An 18,738-nucleotide genomic window follows, 5' to 3' on the forward strand; every position below is an offset into this window, starting at 1 on the left:
CTCGGGTCAGGGACTACCGTTCACCGCAATCTGCGAAAACGCGCCGGTCTGCGGGTCGTACAGCGCACCCCAGAACATGCTGCCACCGTCGCAGACCTGGATCGCCTCGGTGGCCGGTTTCACCTCCGGCGTATTCGGCAGCTTGAAGGCGTTGATGTAGATCAACCGCTGGCCCTGGATCACCACACCCACGTATTGACGGTCGAACGCGCGCGGCTGGGCAATGGTGGGCGTCAACGCATCCTGCCGCGCTTCGAGCTGTTCGACCTGCTGATGGCTCGGCGCCCAATAGCCGCTGATCTGGCCGGGATGCTTCGCCGGGCTGTCGCGCGAACAGGTTTGCAGTACCTGCTCGGCGACGCCCTGCCGGGTGATGATCCACGACTGCCCGTTCTTGAGATTGGTCGGCACACTGGTCGGCCCCTGCGTGGTGGCGCAGCCAGCCAGCGCGATCACGGCAAGCGCCACTGCGCCGCGAAGTGCGCGCATCACAATACCTCCGAGGCGAAGTCGGCCAGACGCGAACGCTCGCCACGACGCAGCGTGATGTGCGCGCTATGCGGCCATGCCTTGAAGCGATCTACCGCATAGGTCAGGCCCGAGGTGGTTTCGGTGAGGTAGGGGGTGTCGATCTGTTCGACATTGCCCAGGCACACGATCTTGGTGCCGGGGCCGGCGCGGGTGATCAGCGTTTTCATCTGCTTGGGGGTGAGGTTTTGCGCCTCGTCCAGAATCAGATACCGCGAAAGAAACGTGCGGCCGCGCATGAAGTTCATCGAGCGGATCTTGATGCGGCTGGCGAGCAGGTCGTTGGTGGCCGCGCGGCCCCACGAGCCGCCTTCCTGGTTGTGGGTGAGCACTTCCAGGTTGTCGGTCAGCGCGCCCATCCACGGGGTCATCTTTTCTTCTTCGGTACCGGGCAAGAAGCCGATGTCTTCGCCCACGCTGACGGTGGCGCGGGTCATGATGATTTCGCGGTAACGCTGCTGATCCATCGTCTGCGCCAGCCCCGCAGCCAGTGCGAGCAAGGTCTTGCCGGTGCCGGCGGTACCGAGCAGGGTGACGAAATCGATCTCCGGGTCCATCAGCGCGTTGAGCGCGAAATTCTGCTCGCGGTTGCGCGCGGCAATGCCCCACACCGCGTGCTGGCTGTTGCGGAAGTCGTCGACCAGGCACAGCGTGGCCTTGCTGCCGCCGACCTTGGCCACGCGCAGCTCGACCTCGTCTTCGCCGGGCAGGTACAGGTACTGATTCGGGTACCAATCTTCATCGTCTGCCAGCACGATTTCGTAATGAGTGCGGCCGCGTTCGTTCCAGCTGCGCAGATCCTCGTTGTGCTTGTGCCAAAAATCTTCCGGCAGCTCGATGGCGCCGGTGAACAGCAGGCTGAAATCGTCCAGTGCACGATCGTTCTGGTAGTCCTCGGCGACCAGGCCGCTGATGTAGGCCTTGATGCGCAAGTTGATGTCCTTGGACACCAGGATGACCGGCACATCCGGATTTTCTTCGCGCAGCGCCAGCACCGAGGCCAGGATCTTGTTGTCCGGCAGCATCGCGCCGAAGGTGCGGCCCGGATCGATCGGCTTGATCTGGAAAAACAGGCGGCCGATTGCGGCCTGGCCCTTGAGCTGGATGCCCTGCGGATGGCTGAGCAGGATGCCGGTCTGGATCTGCTCGGCGTTGGTGTTTTCCAGCAATTCGTCCAGGAAACGGCTGACCTGGCGTGCATTGCGACTGACTTCGGAGGTGCCCTTCTTGGCGTTGTCGAGCTCCTCGATCACCTGCATCGGCAGGAACACATCGTGTTCCTCGAACTTGAACAGCGCGGTGGGATCGTGCATCAGCACGTTGGTGTCCAGCACGTAGATGCGCTTGCCTCGGGTCATTGGGTCTTCCAAGTGATGGAGCAGGGGCGAGCCATCACGCCTGCAGGTGCAGGGTGATGGAGGACGCGGGAAGCGAGGGGTGTCACTGTTTGGCGTGCGCCTTTACTGCAGCCAGCACGGCCTCGGCATGGCCGGCCACCTTGACCTTGCGCCATTCCTGCACGACATGCCCCGCGGGCGACAGCAAGAAGGTGCTGCGCTCGATGCCGAGCACCTGTTTGCCGTACATGTTCTTTTCCTTGATCACGTCGAAGGCGCGGCACAGCGCTTCATCGCTGTCGCTGATCAAGGGGAAGGTGAAGCCTTGCTTGGCGCAGAAGTTGTCGTGCGATTTCACCGAATCGCGCGAGACGCCCAGCACCACTGCGCCTGACTTTTTAAATTGTGGCAGCAATGCGTTGAAGTCCAGGCCTTCGGTGGTGCAGCCAGGCGTGCTGTCCTTCGGATAGAAGTACAGCACCAACCACTTGCCGGCGTAGCCGCGCAGGGTGGTCTGTGTGCCGCCGGACAGCGCCAGCGGCAGATCGAATGTTGCAGCGGGTAATTCCAGCACAGCGTCGGTCATCGTTGCTCAGCCCAAAGTGGAGTAGCGTACGGCGCGGTCATGCCGGGCCGACGTCCATCCCATCATAAGCAGCCACATGGAAACGTTTGGCAAGTGCATCGAACTGCGCATTGCGCTGATTCAGCGATTCGATGGTGTGGTGCTCTTTCTTGTCCACGTGCAGGAAGTACGACTCTTCATCGTCGCCATCGTCTTCGTCGCGTTCGCCGAGAAAGATATCGATGACGCGGTAGCCGTCCTGGGTCAGTTGCTCGGCGAGTTTCTGCAGCGGTTCCTGCGCAGGGTCGGCGAAGAAATATTCCCAGCGCAGCTGGCCGTCGAGATTCCAGTCGGTCTCAGAGCGGATGTGGTCGAACATCTGTTTCAGCGCGGAAATCGCGATGGACATGGATGGGTGCCTTAGAACTTCATCGGGTCCATGATCGCGTCGAGATTGAGGTGATCACAGAATTCCAGAAAATCATCGCGCAAGGCGGCGATGTGCATGTTGGCCGGCACGCCGATCGTCACCTGCGCAGAAAACATCTCCGCGCCGGTCTGCATGGCGCGGTAGCGCGTGCTCTGCAGGTTTTCGATGGTGATGCCCTGGCGGTCGAAGAAATCGGCCAGCTGGAACAGGATGCCCGGCTTGTCGGCGGCGATGACCTCGACGATGTAGGGCAGCAGGTTGGACTGGGTCTGCTTGGGGCCGGTGCGGTACCACACCAGCTTGAGGCCTTCTTCGCGTTCGAGCCGGGTCAGCATGGCTTCGAGCTTGGCGACCGAATCCCAGGAGCCAGTCGCCAGTGCGGTGACCGAGACGTCCCGCCCAACCGTGGCCAGGCGGGCGTCCACGAGATTGCAGCCGCTGTCGGCGATGCGGCGGGTGACGGGCAGCAGGGGGGACTCCGGATGCGTCGTGTAGGCGTTGATCAGGAGGTGATTTTCGGTCGGCGAAGGCCGGGCTGTAGAGTCGGTCAAAGGGGCTTCCGGCATTGCATCAGGCTGAATGGCCGCCCGGGCAGGCGCCCTGGCGGTGACCAGCATACTTGCCCGTGGTTTCGCGCCGCAAGTAACATGCAGACGGTTTCAACCCGCGCGCGCGGGCCTTTTCTTGTCACGTAAGAGCAGCAGAATCTTGTCCCTTTCCGGCATCATCACCGCGCTCGCGACCCCCTTCGGTCCCGATGGAGCACTCGACCTGGATGCCTGGCGGCGGCTGCTGGAGCAGCAGCTGCATGGTGGCGTGCAGGGAATTGTGGTCGCCGGCTCCACCGGCGAAGCGGCGGCATTGAGCGACGACGAATACGACACGTTGCTGCGTGCTGCTGTTGCACAGGTGGCCGGCCGCGTGCCGGTGCTGGCCGGTACTGGCTTGTCCGGGACGGCAAAGACCATTGCGCAGACCCGTCGCGCTGCCGCGCTGAGCGCGCAGTACGCGTTGGTGGTGACGCCGCCGTACGTGCGTCCGACCCAGGCTGGGTTGAAAGCACATTTTCTGGCGGTGGCCGACAACGGCGGCCTGCCGATGGTGCTGTACAACGTGCCGGGCCGTACTGGTTGCGACCTGTTGCCGGAGACCGTGGCCGAGCTGGCGGGGCATCCGAATATTGTCGGCATCAAGGAAGCGCGTAGCGAGCCCGAGCGCGTGGCCGCGCTGGTGGCGCTGCGCAGCGACAGTTTCGTGGTGCTCAGTGGCGACGACGGCAGCGCAGCGCGATCGATGCTGTCCGGCGCTGCCGGGCTGATTTCGGTGGCCTCCAACGCCTTGCCGACGGCGTACCGGCGGCTGTGCGATCTGGCCCGCAACGGTCAGCGCGACGCTGCCATTGCGTGGGATGCGCGTCTGAGCGAGTACCACAGCTTCTGCGGTATCGAATCCAATCCCATCCCGGTCAAGGCGCTGCTGCAGCGCGCCGGGATCGGCCATGGCCTGCGCTTGCCGCTATTACCCCTTTCTGCGGTGCACCAGCCTGCCGCCGACCGCCTTGCCGCCGACGCCATTGCGTTGGAAGCGCTTTCCAGCCGCGAAATGCTCGCGGCCTGACCCAGGAGATCTATCGATGCGTCATTCCGTTTCCCCCGTCCGCGTGCTGTCGCTCGCGTTGCTGGCGACCGCCACTGTCGCTGCCACGAGCGGTTGCAGCTGGTTTCACAAGGGCGCGCGCGGCGACTATGCGCTGGCCCCGGAAGCCCGTCCGCTGGAGGTGCCGCCGGATCTGAACCTGCCCGACACCTCCGGTGCGATGAAGGTGCCGACGCTGGCGTCGACCACGCAGCAGCAGGCCAACACGCCGCCGTCGGCAAGCGCCAATAGCGGGTTCACCGTGCCAGGCGAGCGCGATGAAGTGTTCGGCAAAGTGGGCGCAGCACTGGCCGAGATCCCGGGCCTGACCATTGCCAGCAAGGCGCAGATGCTCGGTTCCTATGACGTGAGCTACGAGGGTTCCAGCTTCCTGGTGCGCGTGGTCAAGGTCGAAGCCGGCAGCTACGTGTCGGCAGTGGATCCGCGTGGCATGCCGGCAACGGCGGCAGCGCCGGTGGCCGTGATCACCGCGCTCAAGGGCAAGCTGGGCGGCTGAGGCCGATTCAATGCGCTGGAAGCAAAACGGGCGCTTTGGGTGCCCGTTTTGCGTTGGTGCGGAGTTACTGGCGATTGATTGCTCTGCAGAACGTGCGCGGCGGTGTCAACGCGGCGCGTCTGATCGTGCAGCTCAGCGCTGCAGCAGCGGCAATTTGTTGGGCTTGCCATCCCATTCGGCGGCATCGGGCAGCGCTTCCTGGCGCACGGTCAACACCGGCCAGGCCTTGGCAAGTTCGGCGTTGAGTGCGACGAAGCCTTCCTGACCTGCCGGCACGTCGTCTTCCGGATAGATCGCGTTGGCCGGGCATTCCGGTTCGCACAGGGTGCAGTCGATGCACTCGTCCGGGTCGATGACCAGGAAGTTCGGGCCGACGTGGAAGCAATCCACCGGACAGACCTCGACGCAGTCGGTGTATTTGCACTTGATGCAGTTTTCGGTGACAACAAAAGGCATGGCGGAATCCGGCGTTTAGCCTTCCAATTCTAAAGCAGTCGCGTGATGGGTGTGGGGTTGTCGACGTTTAGGCTGGCTGGTCAGGCCAGTCCGCGCTGCCTGGCCAGTGCGAACAGCCCCGTCGCAGCCAGATCTTCCGGATGCAGCTGGCGTTCGACGCCCACGTGCTGCAGCGCCAACGCGTAGCGTTGCGCCAGCCCAGGGCTGCCGACCAGGTGCACGGTGGCGTGGTTGCCGCGGTGCTCGCGCAGTTCGTGGCCGATCAGCAAGCCCGAGAGGTAAGACGGCAGCGCCGCAGAGGACAGCCGTTCGAACAGGCCGAGCGTGCGGGTGCCGAACAAGTGGTGACTGAGTCCACCGGGCTCGCTGCTGCGGTCGACACCTTGTAGGAACGCTGCAGTGTCAGGCTCGGCGTGGTCGTCATCCATCAGCTTGCCGAGGATGCTGTGCTGACGCAGCAATGCGTACAGCTCGCCGGTCATGACGGTGGCAAACCCGGTCAGCTGACCGTTGTCGATGTACGCCCATTTGCTGTGCGTGCCGGGCAGGCAGGCGACATGCGCGCCATTGCCGAGAGCGCTCATCAGGCCGACCAACTGGGTTTCTTCACCGCGCATCACATCCGGCACGCTGGCCTGTTCGCCGGTGCTGACGCCGGGTACGAACCACAGCGTGCGACCGGGCAGCAGGTCCTCGTAACTACGCATCGCCTGGGCGAGCGCGGCAGTGTCGGCCGGGCAGGGCAGATAGGCTTGTTCGACCCAGCCATTGCGACTACCGATCATGCCCGAAAGCAACAGCGGGCCGTCCCAGCCGTCGACCAAGCTAGCCAGTACCGCGGCAAAGCGGCCCTGGCAGGCGAGGATGCCGTCGCTGTCGCGCCGCTGCTCAAGCACTTTGCCGTCGGCATCGAGCAGATAGCCGCGCAAGCTGCTGGTGCCCCAATCGATAGCGATCACGCGCTGGCCACCAGGCTCTCTGGCAGGCCCGCGACAGGCAGATCGCACAGGTACAAGCCGCCGGCCTCAGGGGTACGGGCTAACTCTTCGGCGCTGTGGTCCAGACGCGAGCTGATCACGTGCAGACGGTCAAGCGCGGCGCCACCGAAGGCGCTGCAGGTGGGGTGCTTGACCGGCAGTTGCACGATGCGCTCCACGCTGCCGTCGGGGCGATAGCGCACTACGCGCCACGCACGCCATTGCGCATTCCACAGGTGACCTTCGGCATCGATGATCGAACCGTCCGGTTCGGCATCGTCGCGGTCCAATGTGGTGAACACGCGGGTGTTACTGGTCTGCGCAGTCTGGGCGTCGTAGTCGCAACACAGGATCTGCGGGCGTACCGAGTCGCAGTAATACAGCGTGCGGCCGTCGGGGCTGAAGCAGATCGAGTTGGGGATGGACACGCCCGGCAGCGGCAATGCGCGCAAGCCGTGTTTCAGCGAAAACTGGTACATCGCCCCGCGCGCGGTCTTGGTGTCGTGTTCGTCCATAGTGCCGAACACGAAGTTGCCGTTGCGATCGGCGCGGCCATCGTTGCTGCGCGTGAGCGGGTTGTCCGCTTCCACATCGGCCAGTTTTTCGAAGGGCAGCACGTCTTCTTCGACGTTATCCGGATCGACAATGCCGATCGCCTTGGCCAGCGCGATCAGCACGCGACCATCGTCCATCAGGCCGATGCAGCCGGGGCGCTCGGGCAGCGTCCAGTAGCGCGTGTGCGCAGTGTCCGGATGATGCCGCCACAGGCGTTTTTCGCTGATGTCGACCCAGTACAGCGCCTCGCGCTGCGTGCACCACAGCACGCCTTCGCCATGGGTGCAGCGGCTGTCGACCGCCAGCACGGCGGTGTGTTCGGGCGTGCTCACCATTCGGCGATGCTGCCGTCAGCGTGGCGCCACACCGGGTTGCGCCAGTCGGGCGGGTTTTCGTTTGCGCGCTTGAGCATCTCTTCGTCGATCTCCACACCGAGCCCGGGTTTGGGCAGGGCGGCAATGCTGCCATCCACGCAGTGAAAATCGTCTTTGTTGATGACGTAATCGAGCAGGTCCGCGCCTTCGTTGTAATGAATGCCGATGCTCTGTTCCTGCAGCACGGCGTTGTGCGAGACGAAGTCCACGTGCAGGCATGCAGCCAGCGCGATCGGGCCGAGCGGGCAATGCGGCGCGAAGCCGACATCGTAGGCCTCGGCCATCGCGGCGATCTTGACGCATTCGGTGATGCCGCCGGCATGCGACAGGTCTGGTTGCACCATGCCGATACCGCCGGCGCACAGCACGTTCTTGAATTCGAAACGCGAGAACATGCGCTCGCCGGCTGCGAGCGGAATCGAGGTGCTTGCGGCCAGGCGCGGGTAGTACTCGGCCTGTTCGGCCAGCACCGGTTCTTCGACGAACAACGGCTTGAACGGTTCTAGCTCGCGCAGCAGCGCCTTGGCCATCGGTGCGCCGACGCGGCCGTGGAAGTCGATGCCGAAGTCGATGGTGTTGCCGAAGGCTTCGCGGATTTCAGCGACCTTGACCACCGCCGCGTCGACGGCGCGCGCGCTGTCGATCAGCTTCATTTCTTCGGTGCCGTTGAACTTGAAGGTGTCGAAACCCAGCGCGCGGTAGTCGGTGATCTGCTGGATGATGGCGCCCGGGCGGTCACCGCCGACCCAGCGATAGGTCTTCATGCGATCGCGCACCAGCCCGCCCAGCAGCTCGTACACCGGCACGCCCAGCGTCTTGCCCTTGATGTCCCACAACGCCTGGTCGATACCGGCGATGGCGCTCATCAGGATGGCGCCGCCACGGTAGAAACCGGCGCGGTACATGGTCTGCCACAGGTCGTTGATGCGCGCCGGATCCTTGCCGACGACATAGCCGGCCAGTTCGTGCACGGCGGCCTCCACCGAACGCGCGCGGCCTTCGATAACCGGCTCGCCCCAACCGGTGATTCCCTCGTCGGTTTCGACCTTGAGGAATAGCCAGCGCGGCGCAGCGTGGTAGGTGGTGAGGCGGGTGATCTTCATCCTTGCAGTTCCTGGTAGGCCTGCACGAAGGCGCGTGCATGTGTCTGGGTTGTTTCGAGCGATTGCGCAGGTTTGTACAGTTCGCCGCCGATGCCGGCGCCGGCGGCGCCCTGTGCGATGAAGCCGGCCAGGGTCTGCGGGCTGACGCCACCGACCACGTAGACCGGGATGTGCTTGGGCAGTACCGAGCGCAGGGCGCGTACATGCGCGGCGCCATAGGTGGCTGCCGGGAACAGCTTGAGAATGGTTGCGCCGGCGTCAATGGCGTCGAACGCCTCACTGGCGGTAGCGAACCCGGCCACCACGGTCAGGCCGCGGGAGACCGCATGGCGGATCAGCGACGGGCGCGTGTTGGGGGTGACGATGAAGCGCGCGCCGATCTCGACCAAGGTGTCGACGTCTTCGTTGCGCAGTACGGTGCCGGCACCGATCCAGGCGCGTTCGCCGAAGGTCTGCTGGGCCAGCGCGATGCTCTCGGCCCAGCGCGGCGAGTTGAGCGGGATTTCGATTGCATCGAAACCCGCCTCGATCAGCGCTCCGACATGGTCGAGCGTCTCTTCCGGCGTGATGCCGCGCAGGATGGCGACCAGGGGCAGGGCGAACGGGTTGGCGGTGGTATCTGAAGTCATGCGGTTACTCGCGGTAGAGCAGAAAGCGGCCGTTGGCGACCGGGTGGCCGGCAACGTCGGGGGAGAGTTGCGCGATCGCGCGCGGCGCTGCACGACGGCTGACGCGCAGATCGGGACGAGGACGTGGCAACGAAGGCCATGGATTCCGACCTTGACGCCGTGCCGCCCGCACCCGCGTGCGCTGTCTTACGGCCTGCATTAGTGGGCAAGATGCCGTCATCGTCGTCCACCTCCGCGTGTTGGCGTGCGTGGTACCGCCCAGGCCCGGGCAAGTCACGTCTGTTTCACCGCGCCCGGGAGGTAGGGGCTCCTGCTGCGGCGGTCGATAGCCTCGCGCGGGGAGATATGTGCTGCAAATGAAATTTTCGGCATATTCTATTCCTTCGACGAATACACGGCCGCAATCGCACGCTATGGCAAATTCCGGTACTCCCTGGTTTAACGCAGCCCGGCTCAAGACCCGCCAGCTCTTGCTACTGCTGCATTTGCACGAACAGCGCTCGGTCTTGCGTGCGGCTGAGGCCGCTAGCATGACGCAACCGGCGGCGTCCAAGCTGCTGGCGGAAATGGAAGACATGCTGGGCGTGAAACTATTTGAGCGGCACGCCCGCGGCGTGGAGCCCACCTGGTACGGCCACGTGCTGATCCGGCGTGCGCGCGCCGCGATGTCGGAGATTGGCCGGGCGCAGGAAGAAATCGCCGCGCTACTGGCCGGGCGCATGGGCCAAGCCTCGATCGGCACGGTAGTCAACCCGGGCACCAACCTGGTGCCGCAGGCGATCGCCGAGGTAAAGCGCGAGTTCCCCGACATCCTGGTGCGGGTGGAAATGGACTACAGCCGCCCGCTGGTGGCCAAATTGCTGGATGGGCAGTTGGACATCGTGATCGGCCGCATCCTGGGGCCGGAAGGGGTGGGCGAGTTGGAGTTCGAACCACTCGCCGACGAGCCGCATTCGGTGATCGCACGTGCCGGCCACCCGCTGGCCAGCCGCGCCGGCCTGCAACATGCCGATCTGGTGCGGCATGGCTGGATCCTGCCGCCGACCGATAGCGTACTGCGCGCGCGGCTGGACTCGATGTTCATGGAGCACGGTGTGCAGACGCCGACCAACGCCATCGAAACCTCGTCGCTGCCGGTGACCTCGACCTTGCTGCGCGGCACCGACATGCTGACCGCCTTGCCGGTGGAATCGGTAGCGCCGCTGATCCAGGCCAAATTGCTCACCGTGCTGCCGATCGAGCTGGGCGTGCGGATGGAGTCGTTCGGCATCATCCGTCGGCGCGATTACATCCTGCCGCCCGGTGCCGAGCGTATTCTGCAGGCATTGCGCACCACTGCCCGGCGTCTGTATCCGGGTTTGCGGGCGCCGGAGTCGCCGGTTTAGCAGGTCTTGGAGAACTGCGTCATCGGATGACCATGGCAACCGGTGCCGATGTGAGGGTATCGCGGCCGCCCTGAGCACATTTACGCAGAACATCCCGGTGGAGTGGATAACCAGCGCGCTTGATTTAGAGCGGGAAAGGAGCACCGCGCGCGATCTACTGGCACGCCCCAGTCATTTCACTCAATTGATGAAGGCGCCTGGCCAGTCTTGAAACGCGGCGTCACCGGACGACCACGGCAACCGGCGTGGATGTTCATACCGGGGCCGCAGCCATGCGGAGCCGGAACCGGATCCATCGCAATGCGCTCCTGCGCAGCGGCGGTGCACGGTATCGCCGACAGCGACACAATCGCACGCACGTCGCCCCTGATGCCTGAAACCGCGGGGCGCATCACCCGTGGCGGCGGCGCCGGAATCAGCGCGGTTTGACCTGCCGATACTGCCGGCGATCGCCGTAGGACCGGCCCTTGGTCTCCACGTTAGCGCAGAGCTGGCCGTTGCACAGCGTCACGTCGGCGGCGTTGTAGGCGCGCAGCAACTCGGCACGCAACTGGTTGTCTTTAATTTGCTGGCGATAATGGGCCAGCAACCATCCGCCACCGCCCAGCAACACCAGCAGACTTCCGACCACCACCGCGGCGCCTTTCCACAGCAACAGGCGCTGCGCCCGCTCGATACGCGTGAGTTGATCGGACAGCGATTGCGCCCCTTCGGCGATCAAGCGGCCGGCCTGCTGCAGCCGTTTCTCGAACCCGGCCACCGACTGGTCCATCCCCTGCTGCACATTTCTCACCAACGTGTCGGGAACGCGCTGCAAGGTCTGCTCTGCCGAACGGGTCATCACCCCGGGCAAGGACTGCGCCACCTGTTCCAACTGCTGCGCGAGGCGGCGTTGTTGTTGTTCCATCTCACTGCAGCGGCGCTCGAACTGCTCCATGAGTGCGGCGGTCTTGTTGACCAACGTCAGTGGGTCTTTTGTATCCATTGTGCATCCTGCCTTTGTTGTTGCCCCTTGTTACATGCTGCGCCCACCGATGCGCACCGTTTCTTGTTGCTGTTGCTGTTGTTGCTGCGCCTGCATCGCCTGCTGGGTGGCCAGCTGTTCCTGTCGATTTACCGTCTCGATAGCCTCGGCGCGCAACGCGCGGCCGGCTGGTTCATTGGCCAGGGTCTGGGTCATCAGACGGAACTGATCGCGGTTGTCGTTCTGTCCGGCGGACAACATGCGGTCCAGGAATGCTTCCGGGTCGTCATGCAGGGAGGGCAGTTTATCGGCCGCTTTCTGGGCATCGGGCTTCATCGGGACTTGCCACTGCTGCGGATCATGGCTGTGCTCACGCTCATGCTGGCGCTCCTGCCCCCGCTGAATCTGCTGCTGATGCCAGCTTGTCGGCTCGGGTGGGCCATTGTGCAGGACGAACGCCGGCACCGAGGAATCGGTGCGTTCCGGCGACAGCGCCACAGGGCGCAAAGGAAACTGCGCGTGCAGACCGGTATCCAGGGCCTGGGCATCGGTACGGTTGAGGCTGACTGTGGTGCCGGCCAGATCCTTCACATGTACGCGTTGGCCCAGCGTGGTCGCCGCCATCGTGGTGTAGAAGGACTGGTGCTGTTCGGAATGGTGGATGACGTTCATTTCAGGCGCGCTGGACACCGTGCGCGGTTTCAGGAACGGCGTGTCGCTGAGAGTGTTGACGTAATCGGTAAGCAGGTTGCCATTGCGCACGGACAGGCCATCGAGCCGGTAGGAACCGCCGATATCCGAATGCGCGCCCGGATTGACCAGATTGAGCAGGCGCCCGTCGGGGGTGCGGCCCGGATCGATGATGTCCTTGACCGGGAACAGATCACGGCGCTCGTCGCGGGCGGTGAGTTGCAGGCCCGACACCACCGACGGCGGCAGGCGCGTGTCGCGCAGGTTCATGTCCCCGGTGGCCACCGGGTCCAGCAAACCCACCGCCTGCGCGGTCCGCCCGGGCGGTACCAGTGGCGGATGGGTTGGGGTGAGTTTGAGGATTTCGCCGTCTGGGCCACGGTCGATCTTCATGTCTTTGGGATTTTGGATGCCGCGCTCATGCACCATGCGGGTGAACATTGCCGCGGTGACCGCGCCACGGCTGAAGCCGGTGGAGACGGTGCTTATCTCGGCTTTGGGATCTTCGATCTTCCAGTCGTTGGCTTGGTTGATGAACTCCAGATACATTTTTTCCATGCGTCGCCCGTAGCTGTATCCCAGACCGCCATCGAGGTCGCGGGTGAAAGCATCGTCCTGGGTTCCTACCCCTGGGACGTAGTAGCCGCCGATATTGCGAACATTTGATTTTTTAGCGGCTTGTACTTGGTCGTACAGAGTCCCGATATTGGTAATGTGCTCAGGATCCTTGTACTTATCGTTGCCGGTGCCGTCGAAGCAGGCAACAAACAAACGGGTATGCGGATTCTTCTGGCTGACCAGCAAGGGCGCTTGGAACTGAGTCAGCGCATGGCGGCTCTGTTGGTAAGCAGCCAAATCCTGTGCAGTCGCCGGATAGGTTTCCACACCATTGGCCCATTTCTTCTCGTCGTGACGCTCGTTACCCATTGCATGCTCCCTGGCGATGACGCCATCAGTAGGTTTTGGTATAGGCGAGGATCGGGTCGTTGCGGAAATAACTATATTCGTTACCCGGCTTCTGCTGCACCGTCGTCTGCACCATCGCTTTCATATACACATTGATGGTGCGGTCGTTCACTTCCAGGATGATATGAGGAGAGATATCGGCCTGCAGGATTGGTGGCAGCTGCTCCTGCGGCACATGGTGCAGAACCACCTTGTCCTTGAAGATGGCATCGAGGTCGACCAGCGCATGGTGCGGCTGGCCATCCTTGGAGCGCCACGTCACCTCGGCAGGGGGCGGGAAGTGTGGGAAGTTGCGGATGCCGATCGTGCCTGAGTCAAGGTTACCTGGGTAACCATCGCCTAGCGACGCTGACGAGATCTGTTTGACATCATCGGGATCGTTTGCCTCATACCTGCCGTCATACAGCACCTTGCAGCCATAGGTGTCATAACACATCGCCCCGAACGCATGGTCGGCGAACGGAATCGGCTTGCTGGTATCGATATGCACGGTGTTATGGGCATCGACGGGGATATTGCCGATCAGGTGAATACCGGATGGTTCGTTGGTCGGTGTATTCATGCGCGAACATCCACTCAGAGGGAGGGCGAAGATGGCGCACACAAGCAGAGGAAGCGCTGCTCGGTGCTGCGGGAAGCAATCCGGTCGCACAGCCATGGGGCCACCTGTTGGAAGGAAATACTAGCCTACTACAGCCTGCTTGCCGATATGTGCTCAGCGCACGCGACTGCCCCGTAGTCCTGTGACCTGCCAGGCGTTACGTGGCAGCTCGCTCCCTCGCTTCCATCCGTGGCCCATCGCTATAACCCAGGCCACCGTCGAAGTTGCGGGTGAAGGCATCGTCCTGGGCGCCTACGCCGGGCACGTAATACCCGCCAATATTTTTACTGCCGTTACTGACTGCCGTCTGCACCTGATCATCCAGAATGCCTATATTGGTAATGTGCTCAGGATCCTTGTACTTATCGTTGCCGGTGCCGTCGAAGCAGGCAACAAACAAACGGGTATGCGGATTCTTCTGGCTGACAAGCAAGGGCGCCTGGAACTGAGTCAGCGCATGGCGGCTCTGTTGATAAGCAGCCAAATCCTGTGCAGTCGCCGGGTAGGTTTCCACACCATCGGTCCATTTCTTCTCGTCGTTACGCTCGTTACCCATTGCACGCTCCCTGGCGATGACGCCATCAGTAGGTCTTGGTGTAGGCGAGGATCAGGTCGTTGCGAAAATAACTATATTCGTTACCCGGCTTCTGTTGCACGGTTGTCTGCACCATCGCCTTCATATACACATTGATGGTGCGGTCGTTCACTTCCAGGATGATATGCGGAGAGATATCGGCCTGCAGGATCGGTGGCAGCTGCTCCTGCGGCACATGGTGCAGCACCACCTTGTCCTTGAAGATGGCATCGAGGTCGACCAGCGCATGATGCGGCTGGCCATCCTTGGAACGCCACGTCACCTCCGCAGGGGGCGGGAAGTTCGGAAAGTTGCGGATGCCGATCGTATTGGCCTTGAGATTGCCAGGGTAGACATCCCCCAGCGATGCCGACGAAATTCGCTTCTCATCTTCGCGGAAGTTGGCTGCATACCTCCCGTCATACAGCACCTTGCAGCCATAGGTGTCGTAACACATCGCCCCGAACGCATGGTCGGCGAACGGAATCGGTTTGCTGGTATCGATATGCACGGTGTTATGTGCATCGACCGGGATATTGCCGATCAGGTGAATACCGGATGGATCGTTGGCAGGCGCGTTCATACGTGAACATCCAGTCAGAGGTTGGGCGAAGACGGCGCACAGCAGCAGGGGAAGCGCTGCGCGGTGCTGCGGGATGCAAGGAAGTCGCACAGCCATGGGGCCACCTGGGAAAAGTAGAGGGGACGTCTGCTACCGATCGATGCGGTCATCGTAACGCGGTGCTGGCGCGGCTCGCGTGCGCGCGGCATCTCCTGTTCGTAGCAGCGTCGTCCGGCATTGTCATCCGCGTCTGCGCCGTGGTCGCTTCGTCGGCGATGTGGACGTTTTTCTCCCTTTGCCCCATGCGTGCGGTGTCCCGTTGCTACCGCGGCGGCGGGGCGAGAGCGTAGCGGGTGTGCCGATGCTGCCGACCGACTGGTGGCAAAGCTTGGACTGCAGCAATGCTTGACGCTGCGTTCGTGGTCAGCGAGCGCTTTCTCAGTCGTCCGCGAAGCTCCATGACATCGGCCCATCTCCTTGCGCGCGGATCGATCGTTCCATTTCATTTCGATATACCAGTACATAAATTTTTCATTGGCTGGCGCAGAAGGACTCGCCTATACCTGTCGACCAGATCGCACGCTGAAGCGCACGTAACGTCGGGCACGCGATCGGGGGCCAAGCTGCCTGCTGGGGAGAAATGACGGGCGGCATCGCCCGTTTTTTGCGTCATCACGCCGCGCGTTTGCGCTGCGACAACCCGTTTCAATCGTCTTGCGTCCTGGGAGGGATTTAGATGTACCAGTGTTCCAGCCATGCCCCGGCAGGTACGGGCGTGCTCGCCCGCGGTTTGCCTTCGTTGCGTTACTCCGCCATGGCCATCAGCATCGGGTTATTGCTCGCTGCGCCGGTCTATGCGCAGCAGGCGCAGTCGTCCCAGAATGCTTCCTCGAGCACCGCGAGCAAGGCCGCCGACCTGGATGCGGTCGAAGTGCGCGGCGTGCGCGCCAGCCTGATCAAGTCGCAGTCGATCAAGCACGATGCCGAACAGATCGTCGATTCGGTCAGTGCCGAGGACATCGGTGCGCTGCCCGACCGCAGCGTCACCGAAACCCTGCAACGGGTGAGCGGCGTGACCATCGACCACTTCATGGCGCGTAACGATCCGGACCACTTCTCTGCCGAAGGCAGCGGCGTGATGATTCGCGGCATGACCCAGGTGCGCGGCGAGCTCAATGGCCGCGACAGTTTCAGCGCCGCTAGCGGCCGCGGTCTGAGCTTCGAGGATGTGCCGGCCGAACTGATGGCAGGCGTGGACGTCTACAAGAACCCGTCGGCCGAGATCATCGAAGGCGGTCTGGGCGGGACGGTCAACCTGCGCACGCGCATGCCGTTCGACCAGCCGGGCCGGGTGATCGGTGCGACCGCCGACGTGAACTACGGCGATTTCAGCAAGACCTACAAGCCATCGGGCTCGTTTCTCTTCAGCGATCGCTGGAACACCGGCCTCGGCGAGATGGGCTTGATGGTGGATGTGGCGCATTCGGAACTGGCCACGCGCAGCGATGGCATCCAGGTCGAGCCGTTCGTGCGTCGCACCGATGCGGCGCTGCTGGAAGGCACCAGCTTCGACAAGGTCTACGTGCCTGGCGGCGTCAACTGGCGGCAGCTCGATTTCGAGCGCAAGCGCAATGGCGTGGCCGGCGCGTTCCAGTGGCGGCCTAGCGACGACACCGAGATCTACGTGCAGTACATGCGCTCCAGTTACGACATGAACTGGCATGAACTGGCAGGAGCGCGCGGCGTTCTTCAACGACGACACCAACGCGATTGGTCCGGCCCCCGGAACGCAATTTACCTACGATGCCGACGGCCGCTTCGTCAGTGGCTCGCCGGCATCCAGTTCCTGGCGCGGCACCGTCACCGGCAACGATGGCGTGCGCTTCTACACCAACAACCGCTACGCGCAGCAGAGCACGACCACCTCGGATTTGTCCGGCGGCTTTACCCACAAGCTCACCGGCAACCTCACCGTGCGCGGCGACATGCAGCTGGTGCGCTCGGAAAGCGATTCGCTGGACTTCACCCTGTTCGATTCGATCTACCTGCCGGGCCTGACCTTCGATCTGAGCGGCAAATATCCATCGGTCGGGATTGCCGACAGCTCCTACACCAGTAACCCCTCCAATTATTTCTGGAGTGCGGCCATGGACCATCTGGCGAAGAATCGCGGCCGCGAACTGGCCACGCGCTTCGACCTGGAATACGCATTCGACGACAGTGCCTGGCTGCGCACCTTCCGTGCCGGCATCCGCGCCACCGACCGCACCCAGATCAACAAGAACTCCGGCTACAACTGGGGTGTGATCAGCGATAACTGGGCGCAGATTCCCGACACCGCCAATGGGACCGGACTGGCCGATCTGGCCACCTACATGACCGGCACCTCGCAGCTGTATTCGTATTCCAATCTGTTCCGCGGCAAGATCGATGTGCTCAACAGTCTGTATTTTCCGAGCAACGCCGCAGTCAAGGATTACGCCGGTACCTCGAAGATGATCGAGCAGATCGTGGCGCTGCGCGGGTCGGGCTGGGCACCGGACAAGTACCAGCTGCAGGACATCAACCGCCAGTTCGAACGCACCCAGGCCGCCTACGCGGTGATGTACTTCGGCAACGACGAAGCGCTGGGCGTGCCGGTGGACGGCAATATCGGCGTGCGCATCGTGCAGACCAAGACCGAGGCAAATGGCTACGGCCAGTTCCCCGACCTGTCGGGAAGCGCGGGTTCGGAAGAGCTGCGCGAGCAGTACACCGGGCAGTACTTCGCCAACAACGCCAAGGGCAGCTACACCAACGTGCTGCCGAGCTTCAACATGCGCTTCAAGTTCTCCGACGCGCTGCAGTGGCGTATCGCCGCATCCAAGGCGATGGCGCCCGGACTACACGCAGTTGCAGCCGTACCTGCTGCTTGCGGCAAACACCGAGTCCAACGGCACCGTTTCCAGGTGGACCGGTACCGCCGGTAATCCGAATCTGCAGCCGATGAAGGCCAACCAGTACGACACCGCGCTGGAGTGGTACTTCGACACCAGCGACATGATGTACCTGACGCTGTTCTACAAGAGCGTCAAGGATTACTTCTCCAACCAGACGGTCACCGAAAACTACGGTGGGCAGGACTGGCTGGTGACGCGTCCGTACAACATGGACAAGGGGCGCATCCGCGGGTTCGAATACGGCTATACGCAGTTCTTCGATTCCTGGCCGGGTTGGTTGAGCGGCTTCGGCGTCAATGCCAACTTCACCTTCGTCGACAGCAGCGGCGGCGTCAACACCGCCACCGACCCATACACGCAGACCACTGTGACCGGTGTGAGCCTGCCGCTGGAAGGTCTGTCGCGGCGCAGTTACAACCTGGCTGGCATCTACGAGAAGGGACCGCTCTCGCTGCGCTTGGCCTATAACTGGCGTTCGCGTTACCTGCTCACCGCCAGCGACGTGTCGACCAAGTTGCCGACCTGGTCGGACGATTACGGCCAGCTCGATGCTTCGGCGTTCTATCGCTTCAACCCGCATGTGCAGCTCGGCGTGCAGGCCAACAATCTGACCAACACGGTGACCAAGGTGTTGATGGGGCCGACGTCCTACACCGGCGGCGAGGTCGACAACCATCTGTACACGCGCAGCTGGTTCGTCAACGACCGGCGTTACTCGCTGGTATTGCGCATGAACTGGTAAGTGCGGGCGATCACTAACCCGTTGTAGGCAATGGCGTCTAATTGACTGCAGTGGAGATCGATCGGCGGGTCTGGCTTGAATGCCAGGCCCGCTTTTTTTGGACTCGTTCCGGCGGCAACCTGCCGTTGTGAATCGCTGTTGGAGGGCATCACCACCACTCGCGCTTTGATGAGGTGGCGGTCGCCTGTCACGGCGAAGACGGCTGGCTC

20 protein-coding genes and 1 pseudogene are annotated in these 18,738 nt (G+C 62.9%); 4 read left to right on the top strand and 17 right to left on the bottom strand.

The window, feature by feature from the left end; all coding sequences use genetic code 11:
* Nucleotides 1–6: 6 nt before the first annotated feature.
* The 5 genes from KWO_RS09130 to KWO_RS09150 form a co-directional block, all read right to left on the bottom strand.
* On the bottom strand, nucleotides 7–489 hold the full coding sequence (locus KWO_RS09130; protein ID WP_010365740.1) for a hypothetical protein: 483 nt from the start codon (nucleotides 487–489) through the stop codon (nucleotides 7–9).
* Nucleotides 489–1,886, bottom strand: a complete 1,398-nt coding sequence (locus tag KWO_RS09135) for a PhoH family protein (RefSeq protein ID WP_010365742.1) — start codon at nucleotides 1,884–1,886, stop codon at nucleotides 489–491. Before KWO_RS09135 ends, KWO_RS09130 begins: the two co-directional genes overlap by 1 nt.
* 82 nt (nucleotides 1,887–1,968) lie before the next feature.
* Complete coding sequence (locus KWO_RS09140; RefSeq protein ID WP_010365744.1) at nucleotides 1,969–2,451, bottom strand: peroxiredoxin; 483 nt, start codon at nucleotides 2,449–2,451, stop codon at nucleotides 1,969–1,971.
* A 37-nt stretch (nucleotides 2,452–2,488) separates the two neighbouring features.
* Nucleotides 2,489–2,839: a ribonuclease E inhibitor RraB gene (locus KWO_RS09145; protein ID WP_010379669.1), complete on the bottom strand. Its 351-nt coding sequence runs from the start codon at nucleotides 2,837–2,839 to the stop codon at nucleotides 2,489–2,491.
* 11 nt (nucleotides 2,840–2,850) lie between these two features.
* Nucleotides 2,851–3,477: a glycine cleavage system transcriptional repressor gene (locus KWO_RS09150; RefSeq protein WP_010365748.1), complete on the bottom strand. Its 627-nt coding sequence runs from the start codon at nucleotides 3,475–3,477 to the stop codon at nucleotides 2,851–2,853.
* A 91-nt stretch (nucleotides 3,478–3,568) separates the two neighbouring features.
* Here KWO_RS09150 and dapA point away from each other — a divergent pair, with 91 nt between their 5' ends.
* Both dapA and KWO_RS09160 read left to right on the top strand, forming a co-directional pair.
* Nucleotides 3,569–4,477, top strand: coding sequence for a 4-hydroxy-tetrahydrodipicolinate synthase (gene dapA, locus KWO_RS09155; RefSeq protein ID WP_010365750.1), 909 nt, complete (start codon nucleotides 3,569–3,571; stop codon nucleotides 4,475–4,477).
* A gap of 16 nt (nucleotides 4,478–4,493) precedes the next feature.
* Nucleotides 4,494–5,012 carry a hypothetical protein gene (locus KWO_RS09160; protein WP_017112600.1) on the top strand — a complete coding sequence of 173 codons (519 nt, stop codon included), beginning with the start codon at nucleotides 4,494–4,496 and terminating at the stop codon, nucleotides 5,010–5,012.
* Nucleotides 5,013–5,144: 132 nt separating this feature from the next.
* Here KWO_RS09160 and fdxA read toward each other — a convergent pair whose 3' ends face one another.
* The 6 genes from fdxA to KWO_RS23305 form a co-directional block, all read right to left on the bottom strand.
* Nucleotides 5,145–5,468, bottom strand: a complete 324-nt coding sequence (gene fdxA, locus KWO_RS09165) for a ferredoxin FdxA (protein WP_010379675.1) — start codon at nucleotides 5,466–5,468, stop codon at nucleotides 5,145–5,147.
* 80 nt (nucleotides 5,469–5,548) lie between these two features.
* Nucleotides 5,549–6,427 carry a 2-dehydro-3-deoxygalactonokinase gene (locus KWO_RS09170; RefSeq protein ID WP_010379677.1) on the bottom strand — a complete coding sequence of 293 codons (879 nt, stop codon included), beginning with the start codon at nucleotides 6,425–6,427 and terminating at the stop codon, nucleotides 5,549–5,551.
* Complete coding sequence (locus KWO_RS09175) at nucleotides 6,424–7,335, bottom strand: SMP-30/gluconolactonase/LRE family protein (RefSeq protein ID WP_017112601.1); 912 nt, start codon at nucleotides 7,333–7,335, stop codon at nucleotides 6,424–6,426. Before KWO_RS09175 ends, KWO_RS09170 begins: the two co-directional genes overlap by 4 nt.
* Nucleotides 7,329–8,477 (bottom strand): galactonate dehydratase, encoded by a 1,149-nt coding sequence (gene dgoD, locus KWO_RS09180; RefSeq protein ID WP_010379683.1) that lies wholly within the window; start codon nucleotides 8,475–8,477, stop codon nucleotides 7,329–7,331. The genes KWO_RS09175 and dgoD overlap by 7 nt, the downstream gene beginning before the upstream one ends.
* Complete coding sequence (locus KWO_RS09185) at nucleotides 8,474–9,106, bottom strand: 2-dehydro-3-deoxy-6-phosphogalactonate aldolase (RefSeq protein WP_010379684.1); 633 nt, start codon at nucleotides 9,104–9,106, stop codon at nucleotides 8,474–8,476. Before KWO_RS09185 ends, dgoD begins: the two co-directional genes overlap by 4 nt.
* Nucleotides 9,107–9,110: 4 nt before the next feature.
* A complete protein-coding gene (locus KWO_RS23305) occupies nucleotides 9,111–9,236 on the bottom strand; it encodes a hypothetical protein (protein ID WP_010365770.1) in 126 nt (41 codons plus the stop codon).
* A 283-nt stretch (nucleotides 9,237–9,519) separates the two neighbouring features.
* Between KWO_RS23305 and KWO_RS09190 the strand changes: the two genes are divergently transcribed.
* The gene (locus tag KWO_RS09190; RefSeq protein ID WP_017112602.1) at nucleotides 9,520–10,491 is read left to right on the top strand and encodes a LysR family transcriptional regulator; all 972 of its coding nucleotides are present in this window, start codon (nucleotides 9,520–9,522) and stop codon (nucleotides 10,489–10,491) included.
* Nucleotides 10,492–10,906: 415 nt separating this feature from the next.
* On the opposite strand, the gene KWO_RS09195 is transcribed toward KWO_RS09190, so the two are convergent.
* From KWO_RS09195 to KWO_RS09215, 5 genes are all read right to left on the bottom strand, one after another.
* On the bottom strand, nucleotides 10,907–11,476 hold the full coding sequence (locus tag KWO_RS09195; protein ID WP_010379687.1) for a hypothetical protein: 570 nt from the start codon (nucleotides 11,474–11,476) through the stop codon (nucleotides 10,907–10,909).
* A gap of 30 nt (nucleotides 11,477–11,506) precedes the next feature.
* A complete protein-coding gene (locus tag KWO_RS09200; protein ID WP_017113448.1) occupies nucleotides 11,507–13,072 on the bottom strand; it encodes a phospholipase effector Tle1 domain-containing protein in 1,566 nt (521 codons plus the stop codon).
* Between the two features lie 25 nt (nucleotides 13,073–13,097).
* Nucleotides 13,098–13,673 (bottom strand): hypothetical protein, encoded by a 576-nt coding sequence (locus KWO_RS09205; RefSeq protein WP_017112339.1) that lies wholly within the window; start codon nucleotides 13,671–13,673, stop codon nucleotides 13,098–13,100.
* A 196-nt stretch (nucleotides 13,674–13,869) separates the two neighbouring features.
* Nucleotides 13,870–14,268 (bottom strand): hypothetical protein, encoded by a 399-nt coding sequence (locus KWO_RS09210; protein WP_017113502.1) that lies wholly within the window; start codon nucleotides 14,266–14,268, stop codon nucleotides 13,870–13,872.
* 25 nt (nucleotides 14,269–14,293) lie between these two features.
* A complete protein-coding gene (locus KWO_RS09215) occupies nucleotides 14,294–14,869 on the bottom strand; it encodes a hypothetical protein (RefSeq protein ID WP_017113503.1) in 576 nt (191 codons plus the stop codon).
* Nucleotides 14,870–15,584: 715 nt separating this feature from the next.
* Between KWO_RS09215 and KWO_RS09220 the strand changes: the two are divergent.
* Nucleotides 15,585–18,529 (top strand): annotated as a pseudogene (locus tag KWO_RS09220) (TonB-dependent receptor).
* Here KWO_RS09220 and KWO_RS09225 read toward each other — a convergent pair.
* The gene (locus KWO_RS09225) at nucleotides 18,499–18,720 is read right to left on the bottom strand and encodes a hypothetical protein (protein ID WP_010379692.1); all 222 of its coding nucleotides are present in this window, start codon (nucleotides 18,718–18,720) and stop codon (nucleotides 18,499–18,501) included. The pseudogene KWO_RS09220 and the gene KWO_RS09225 overlap by 31 nt on opposite strands.
* Nucleotides 18,721–18,738 lie beyond the last annotated feature (18 nt).

Source organism: Xanthomonas vasicola pv. musacearum NCPPB 4379 (assembly GCF_000277895.2).
In the GTDB taxonomy this organism is placed as follows: domain Bacteria; phylum Pseudomonadota; class Gammaproteobacteria; order Xanthomonadales; family Xanthomonadaceae; genus Xanthomonas; species Xanthomonas vasicola.

Excerpts from the sequence above, each read along its gene's own strand:
- KWO_RS09130 (WP_010365740.1), bottom strand. The coding sequence starts at position 489 with ATGCGCGCACTTCGCGGCGCAGTGGCGCTTGCCGTGATCGCGCTGGCT.
- KWO_RS09135 (WP_010365742.1), bottom strand. The coding sequence starts at position 1,886 with ATGACCCGAGGCAAGCGCATCTACGTGCTGGACACCAACGTGCTGATG.
- KWO_RS09140 (WP_010365744.1), bottom strand. The coding sequence starts at position 2,451 with ATGACCGACGCTGTGCTGGAATTACCCGCTGCAACATTCGATCTGCCG.
- KWO_RS09145 (WP_010379669.1), bottom strand. The coding sequence starts at position 2,839 with ATGTCCATCGCGATTTCCGCGCTGAAACAGATGTTCGACCACATCCGC.
- KWO_RS09150 (WP_010365748.1), bottom strand. The coding sequence starts at position 3,477 with ATGCTGGTCACCGCCAGGGCGCCTGCCCGGGCGGCCATTCAGCCTGAT.
- KWO_RS09160 (WP_017112600.1), top strand. The coding sequence starts at position 4,494 with ATGCGTCATTCCGTTTCCCCCGTCCGCGTGCTGTCGCTCGCGTTGCTG.
- fdxA (WP_010379675.1), bottom strand. The coding sequence starts at position 5,468 with ATGCCTTTTGTTGTCACCGAAAACTGCATCAAGTGCAAATACACCGAC.
- KWO_RS09175 (WP_017112601.1), bottom strand. The coding sequence starts at position 7,335 with ATGGTGAGCACGCCCGAACACACCGCCGTGCTGGCGGTCGACAGCCGC.
- dgoD (WP_010379683.1), bottom strand. The coding sequence starts at position 8,477 with ATGAAGATCACCCGCCTCACCACCTACCACGCTGCGCCGCGCTGGCTA.
- KWO_RS09185 (WP_010379684.1), bottom strand. The coding sequence starts at position 9,106 with ATGACTTCAGATACCACCGCCAACCCGTTCGCCCTGCCCCTGGTCGCC.
- KWO_RS09190 (WP_017112602.1), top strand. The coding sequence starts at position 9,520 with ATGGCAAATTCCGGTACTCCCTGGTTTAACGCAGCCCGGCTCAAGACC.
- KWO_RS09195 (WP_010379687.1), bottom strand. The coding sequence starts at position 11,476 with ATGGATACAAAAGACCCACTGACGTTGGTCAACAAGACCGCCGCACTC.
- KWO_RS09200 (WP_017113448.1), bottom strand. The coding sequence starts at position 13,072 with ATGGGTAACGAGCGTCACGACGAGAAGAAATGGGCCAATGGTGTGGAA.
- KWO_RS09205 (WP_017112339.1), bottom strand. The coding sequence starts at position 13,673 with ATGAATACACCGACCAACGAACCATCCGGTATTCACCTGATCGGCAAT.
- KWO_RS09210 (WP_017113502.1), bottom strand. The coding sequence starts at position 14,268 with ATGGGTAACGAGCGTAACGACGAGAAGAAATGGACCGATGGTGTGGAA.
- KWO_RS09215 (WP_017113503.1), bottom strand. The coding sequence starts at position 14,869 with ATGAACGCGCCTGCCAACGATCCATCCGGTATTCACCTGATCGGCAAT.